The organism is Methylobacterium sp. J-077 (genome assembly GCF_022829365.1).
Lineage (GTDB): Bacteria > Pseudomonadota > Alphaproteobacteria > Rhizobiales > Beijerinckiaceae > Methylobacterium.
The window spans coordinates 1-5,942 of record NZ_JAKSYJ010000189.1; the positions used below are offsets into that span (position 1 = coordinate 1).

Sequence of the window (5,942 nt, forward strand, 5' to 3'; positions counted from 1 at the left end):
GATCATCGACGTGAACACCGTCCGGGACCGACGGCATCGACGGGTTGGAGATCGGCATCGTGCTGCCCTCGGGCCACAACGCTGATCAACGCCTGAGCCACCCGCCAGCACCGAAAGTGCGGATGAACCATTCTTCGACGCCGATCCACAGTCCCGGCCCTTGAGCCTAGCAGCGTCCTCGCCCGGTCAACGGCTTCGCCGTCCTCCGCTTCGCTCCGGCCCTTCGGGTGACACGCGCTTGCGGGCGCTGCTCTCCTGAGGCCATCGGGACGGGGTAGATCGTTTCGCCTCTGCGGGGCGATGTTCGTTCCCCCTTCCGGGGGAATCGAACAGGGTAGAGGGGCAGGCCGTACAGAGGGCCGTCAACGGCTCGGCCATGCCGATCCGCTGACGGTTTATCAGTTCCGGATTCTGGGAGGGCTGCGCCTGGCCGGACCCGCAGCAAGGGGCTAGGCGAAGAGAAGTGTTGACAGATGTTGTCAAAAATGACAACATACTCGCATGCCACTGACGACCTCGAGGCCGGTTTCCTGGATCAGGGCCGCACAAAAGGACTTCCAGCAGTTCCCCCAGGGCGCGCAGACTGAGCTGGGCCGCGCCCTGTCGATCGTGGCGGATGGTGGCCACCCGGACATCGCCAAGCCGCTCCACGGCTTCGGCTCAGGCGTCCTGGAACTGGCCCTGCGGCACCGGGGCGACGCCTTTCGCGTCGTCTACGCAGTGCAGATCGGCGAGGACGTCTGGGTCCTGCACGCGTTCCAGAAAAAATCGAAATCCGGCATCGCCACGCCGAAAGCCGAAATCGATCTGATTACCGAAAGCCTGAAACGCTTGAAGGAGGCACTACGATGAACGACGAATTTGAACTGGTCCGGGGCAGCGGCAATGTTTTCCGGGACCTCGGCCTGCCCAATCCCGACCTGGAGCAGCTGCGCTCCATCCTCGCCGCCCAGATCATCAAGACCCTGGACACACGCCGCCTGAGCGTCCGCGAGGCGGAAGCCCAAACTGGCACCCCCTATGCGGATTTCTCCCGCATCAGGAACGCCAAGCTGGACCGCTTCACCGTCGACAAGCTGATGACCATCCTCGGCCGGCTCGACCAACAGGTGAGCATCACGGTCGACGTGCAGCCCCGTCCGGGATCGGTCACCGCCATGCAGGCGAGCCTGCTATGAGCCGCCAGGAACAAGAGGCGTGGCAGGCCGAGCTGGACGCTGATCCCGCGTTCCGGGCCGCCTGGGATGCCTTCAAGGCCCAGCTCGCCCGCGACAGCCTTTCCATTCAGCAGGGCGTCCACCCGACCGGGCAAGCCCTGCGGAACGCTGCACGCGCCGTCTATGTCGCGGCTGGGCTGGACCCGGACCGGGCCGACGCCGCGCCCGACGACGAATAGGCAGGGGATTCCCTTGGCCCCCGGCCCCGCTATAGTCGGCTGCTCGCCTCCGGGGCCTGTCATGAACCACCCCTATGACGAAGACCAATGGGCGGCCCTGCTAGAGGCTGATCCCGCCCTCCGGGAGGTATGGGACGCGTTCCAGACCAAGCTCTATGCGAGGGCGCGGAAGGTTTTGGCCGGGCAGGAGATCAAGCCGGACGGCCTACGCGAAGCGTGTGACGCCGTTTATGCCGCAGTGGGCGAGGGCCAGAGTAAGCACTGAAAATCGGGGTGCTGACCCTGATTTCCGGGCAGCTTGATCGCCTCTGGCCGGTTTAGGCTACCCAGCAGCCTGAAACCGACCACGGCCCTGTACGGGCCTTAAAACGGAATGTCGTCATCTAGCTCATAACTGCCCGGCCGAGGATCAGGCGGCGCAAGGTCGCCATCGTGTATGACCTTCATGGTTTCCAGGCCGTCCAGCAAAGCCTCCTGCAGGACAGCCTCTTTCGACCTCCCCGAATACTCTGCCAGCACCGTTAGGGCGGCCTCCGCCCGGCCGTCCAAGTCGACCGTAAGCGTGTGACGATGCGTGGTTTCGTCCGGCACAGGGGATTCCTCCCGCTCTCGACCCGGCTATAGTCGATCGGCCCGCAGCGGAGGCCAAGCCCCACCCGATGACGCGCGAGCGCATGACGGCCGACGAGGCCGAAACCGTCCGGCAGCTCGCCCGGCTCACCGGGCGCTCGATCATCAACGTGTACCGCGCCGCCACCCGGACGCCGCGCCATGCAATCCTGTTCGCCGCAGCAGTTGAGCTGGCGACCGGCGAATGGGACTGGCTCGACGGCGAAACCGGACAGTGGCGCACCGACTCCGCGAAACAGCAGGCCAAGCTGCTCCGCTATGCTGACCTGCTCACCGATTACGATCCATGCGCCGCACCTTCACCGTCGAATTGACGGCCCGCTAGGCCCTGACCGTGCATCGCATGGCCCGGCTGTCCGGCGTGACCCCGGACGTGATTGTGCAGGCGCTCTATCGGTCAACCCTGTTCGACGCGTCCGTGTCGCTCGCAACAGGCGTATGGGAATGGTTTGATGACCGCACCCATAGGCGCATCCGCAACCGGAAGCGGCAGTTCGATCATTTCGTGGAATACACCGGGCACCTGCTGCAGAAGGCCGAGGCCGTTCCCGACCAGACCATCTCGCAGCAGACCGGTATAACGCCTCGCCAGGCTTGAAACGGATCAGAAGCCGAGATCGCCCGTGGCCAGTTTCCGATCGCGCTCGGCGAACTCCGCCTCGTCGGCCGGAAACATCATCTGCAGCCCTTCGGTTGCGGCCCGCTCCTGCACCTGCTCGACGAACGGGCGCAGCTCATGCTCGTAGTCGCGAAAGGCGCTGCCGTAGTCGTCAGGATGGCGTTCGAGAGCGTCAGCCAGCCTGCCGGCGCCGATGATTGCCATTGACCCGCCAAGGCCTGCGAGCGGGGAAGGGCAGTAGCCAGCGTCGCCGACGAGAGCGACGCGTCCCTGTGACCAGGTCGGCATCCGGATCTGCGTCACGCGATCGAAATAGAAGTCGTTGTCCTCGCCCATGCACGCCAGCATGTCCGGCACCTTCCAGCCTAGTTGATCGAAATGATCGCGGACCAGGCGGCGCTGCTGAGCCTTGTCGCGATAGTCGTACTCGATCTGGCCGGCCGTGCGGAAACCGAAGCCTATGTCGGTACGGTCGTTATATCCGTTGAGCATGGCCGTACGGCCTGGGACGCTGAAGACTTCTGATTTGTTGGCAGGGAGCAGCCCGGTCTCCGGTACGACCTTGAGGTAGAAATAGCCGCCCATGAAGAAGGTGTACCGGTCACCGTCTCCGAACACGAGCTTGCGCGTGTTGGACCGATTGCCGTCGCAGCCGAACACGAGCGTAAAATCACGCCGCCTACCATCGTTGAACGTCGCGGAGACGGCCTCGGGGTTTTGGTCCAGCTGTGCGATCGAGCGCCCGAAAAGAAGCTCCACCTTGCCTTCGATCGCGCCGGAAAGGATGTCGAGCAGGTCGTCGCGGTGAATTTCATACCTGGGACCCATCTGGGCCTCTTCCTCCGGGCCAGGGCCGACAGCGCCGAGCGTCACGTTGTCTGCATCCTTGAACTCGAAGTTCCGAGGAGGCAGCGCCTTCTCGAGGACGGCGTCCATCAGGCCCATCCGCGTCAGGATGCCGATGGTTTCGCCCTCGATGTCGACGGGCGTGCCGCCACACCTCAACCCTGGTGCGGCCTCGATCATCGTGACGCCATATCCCAGCCGATGCAGCCAGTAGGCCGTGGCGAGCCCGGCGAAACTCGCCCCGCTGACGAGAGCGGTCCGGGGAGCGCCTGACGACGCCCCTGCTGACGTGGTTGACGGCGCCATGGCGCTCCCTCCAAACTAATCTCGATCTAAAACTATACCGAGTATACATTTGCATGAGTACGTCGACAAGACCCGTGCCGGACAGGCGGACCCGGAAGCGTCAGGCGACACGCCAGGCCATTTCTGACGCGGCCACACGTCTGTTCATGGAGCAGGGGTTCGATCGGGTGACGGTCGACCAGATCGCCGAGGCGGCCGATGTCGGGCGCATGACCGTGTTCAACCATTTCCCCCGTAAGGAGGACATGTTCTTCGATCGCGAGGGCGAGATCCGTGAAACCATGGCTGCAGCGATTAGCGAACGGGCCTCAGGGACAAGCCCGATCGCGGCTCTTCGACTGCTCGCGCACCGTTTGGTCGGGGAGCGGAACCCGCTCATTCCCCTGTCGGAAGAGACGCTGAGCTTCGTCGCGACCGCACTGGCCAGTGAGGCGTTGAAGGCGCGCGTGCGTCAGCTCTGCAGCGAGTTCACGCAGGACCTTGCGGCGATGCTGGCGGTCTCAGCAGGTCGAGATACGGACGATCCCGATGGGCATCTGGCGGCAGGCCTGATGGTAGCAACCTGGTGCGTGGCGTTCGCCGAGGGTCATAAGATCGCTGCCCGGCCCAGTGAGACCGATGCAGCCCAGGCGACCTTCCTTCGGTTGATCGATCAAGGGGCCAAGGCGGTCGAAGCAGCTTTAGCTGTGACGCCCTATGTGGATGGTGCTCTGTAAAGTCTGCCTGCGGCAAAAGCCGTGTCTTCTACACCACCATTGACGGCATACGGACCCGACGATGAAACGCATGGAGAGGGCCAAGCAGGAGGCCGACCGGCTGAGCAAGGCCATTCGGACCACGCCGGATCGGCGGACGGCCGCCCAGCACGAGCTGATCAACCTGGCCGCGGAGGAGACCCTGCTCGTGCGCCTCATGCGGCTGGATCAGGACGAATTCCCGGTCACGACCGACCCCGTTCCCCGCATCGTGGAGAGCGCGCAGCGCCTCGTGGACATCCTGGTTATGGAAGCTGAGTGCAAGGCGGGCGACCGGATTGGTGCGCTCCTCGACCTACAGGAGGATGTGACCGCCTACCGCTTCCTGGCGGAGCCGAAGGCCAACCCGAATTGACCGGGGAGGGGGGAAAGCGGCCCGGTTTTTTTGTGTCAGGATAACCGGAAACCCCGCGGCGGCAGCCCATTCTGCGTTTCGCCCCGGCAGAGGCTGACGGCTCTCGCGAGCCTCATGGCAGATCAGCCGCCGCTGTTATGCCATGCTATTTGCGAAACTTGGGAGTCCAGCTCTCGATCAGGTCCTCGTCATTTACATCGCTGTCAGGATCGTCGACCTCGCCCAGCTGGTCACAGCATAACACTGTCAATGTTCGCCCGTATTCGCCCAAACCAATGACCTGTTCCTGGATCGGATAACGACGCTCGCCACCCATCCAGTCGTTAAGCAGGCCCTCCCCAGTCTCCTCCCTGCCTAGACGAATGTTGTCAGCGTCAGCATTGAAGGTGAAGGTGGCGGTTCCCGAGGGGACTGGCGAACCCTTCCGGAGCCAGCTCAGACCCTTGGCTTCCTTCATGCCATCCGACAGGAAACAATAGTCGATAGCAGGGCCGGTACTAGCAATGACGGCTACAGCATCACGCGTTAGGGTCTGGACTCGATCAGCACCAAAAAGCGATGACGGCGGCGAGGGCGACGGCTGAAGCATAATTGCGGGCGAGCTTGTCGTATCGGGTCGCGACGCGGCGGAAGTCCTTGAGGCGATTGAAGGTCGCCTCGATGCGCCAGCGTTCACGATACCGCCGCTTGTCGTGGCGGATGCGTCGCTTGCGACCGCGCTTACCTGGGATGACCGGCGTGATGCCCTGCGCCCGCAGGTCGGTACGCAGCCAGTCGGCGTCGTAGCCCTTGTCGGCAGCCAGCCGCCGGATCCGGCCGGGCGCTTCGGCTAACACCGCGGGAGCGGTCGTCACGTCGCTGGCGTTGCCGGGCGTCAGCAGCAGGACGCCGGGGCGGCCGAGGACATCGGTGAGCGCGTGGATCTTGGTCGTCTGGCCGCCGCGGGAGGGGCCGATGCCTTGCGCCTGCGCCCCCCTTTACCCCCGTGGGCGGAGCGATGCGCCCGCACGTAGGTGCTGTCGATGGCAGCCGCCT

At 64.2% G+C, this 5,942-nt stretch carries 11 protein-coding genes and 1 pseudogene; 8 read left to right on the forward strand and 4 right to left on the reverse strand.

Going from position 1 to position 5,942, the window contains the following annotated elements; translation table 11 throughout:
• The first annotated feature begins 501 nt into the window (after positions 1-501).
• From MKL11_RS22375 to MKL11_RS22390, 4 genes are all read left to right on the forward strand, one after another.
• Positions 502-852, forward strand: a complete 351-nt coding sequence (locus tag MKL11_RS22375; protein WP_243947412.1) for a type II toxin-antitoxin system RelE/ParE family toxin — start codon at positions 502-504, stop codon at positions 850-852.
• Positions 849-1,178 carry a helix-turn-helix domain-containing protein gene (locus MKL11_RS22380; protein ID WP_243947414.1) on the forward strand — a complete coding sequence of 110 codons (330 nt, stop codon included), beginning with the start codon at positions 849-851 and terminating at the stop codon, positions 1,176-1,178. The genes MKL11_RS22375 and MKL11_RS22380 overlap by 4 nt, the downstream gene beginning before the upstream one ends.
• Entirely contained in the window at positions 1,175-1,396 is a 222-nt protein-coding gene (locus MKL11_RS22385; RefSeq protein WP_243947416.1) for a hypothetical protein, read from the forward strand. Before MKL11_RS22380 ends, MKL11_RS22385 begins: the two co-directional genes overlap by 4 nt.
• A 61-nt stretch (positions 1,397-1,457) precedes the next feature.
• Entirely contained in the window at positions 1,458-1,661 is a 204-nt protein-coding gene (locus tag MKL11_RS22390; protein WP_243947418.1) for a hypothetical protein, read from the forward strand.
• 98 nt (positions 1,662-1,759) lie between these two features.
• On the opposite strand, the gene MKL11_RS22395 is transcribed toward MKL11_RS22390, so the two are convergent.
• Positions 1,760-1,987 (reverse strand): hypothetical protein, encoded by a 228-nt coding sequence (locus tag MKL11_RS22395; RefSeq protein ID WP_243947420.1) that lies wholly within the window; start codon positions 1,985-1,987, stop codon positions 1,760-1,762.
• A gap of 68 nt (positions 1,988-2,055) precedes the next feature.
• On the opposite strand from MKL11_RS22395, the gene MKL11_RS22400 reads away from it, so the two are divergent.
• Positions 2,056-2,340: a hypothetical protein gene (locus tag MKL11_RS22400; protein ID WP_243947422.1), complete on the forward strand. Its 285-nt coding sequence runs from the start codon at positions 2,056-2,058 to the stop codon at positions 2,338-2,340.
• 29 nt (positions 2,341-2,369) lie between these two features.
• Complete coding sequence (locus MKL11_RS22405; protein WP_243947424.1) at positions 2,370-2,624, forward strand: hypothetical protein; 255 nt, start codon at positions 2,370-2,372, stop codon at positions 2,622-2,624.
• Positions 2,625-2,630: 6 nt separating this feature from the next.
• Here the strand turns inward: MKL11_RS22405 and MKL11_RS22410 are convergent, their stop codons facing one another.
• Positions 2,631-3,797: an FAD-dependent monooxygenase gene (locus MKL11_RS22410; RefSeq protein ID WP_243947425.1), complete on the reverse strand. Its 1,167-nt coding sequence runs from the start codon at positions 3,795-3,797 to the stop codon at positions 2,631-2,633.
• Positions 3,798-3,850: 53 nt separating this feature from the next.
• On the opposite strand from MKL11_RS22410, the gene MKL11_RS22415 reads away from it, so the two are divergent.
• On the forward strand, positions 3,851-4,513 hold the full coding sequence (locus MKL11_RS22415) for a TetR/AcrR family transcriptional regulator (protein ID WP_243947428.1): 663 nt from the start codon (positions 3,851-3,853) through the stop codon (positions 4,511-4,513).
• A 61-nt stretch (positions 4,514-4,574) separates the two neighbouring features.
• Positions 4,575-4,907, forward strand: coding sequence for a hypothetical protein (locus tag MKL11_RS22420; protein WP_243947430.1), 333 nt, complete (start codon positions 4,575-4,577; stop codon positions 4,905-4,907).
• A gap of 145 nt (positions 4,908-5,052) precedes the next feature.
• Here MKL11_RS22420 and MKL11_RS22425 read toward each other — a convergent pair whose 3' ends face one another.
• Positions 5,053-5,364 (reverse strand): hypothetical protein, encoded by a 312-nt coding sequence (locus MKL11_RS22425; RefSeq protein WP_243947432.1) that lies wholly within the window; start codon positions 5,362-5,364, stop codon positions 5,053-5,055.
• Between the two features lie 85 nt (positions 5,365-5,449).
• Positions 5,450-5,942, reverse strand: a pseudogene (locus tag MKL11_RS22430) (IS5 family transposase); the annotation flags it as partial.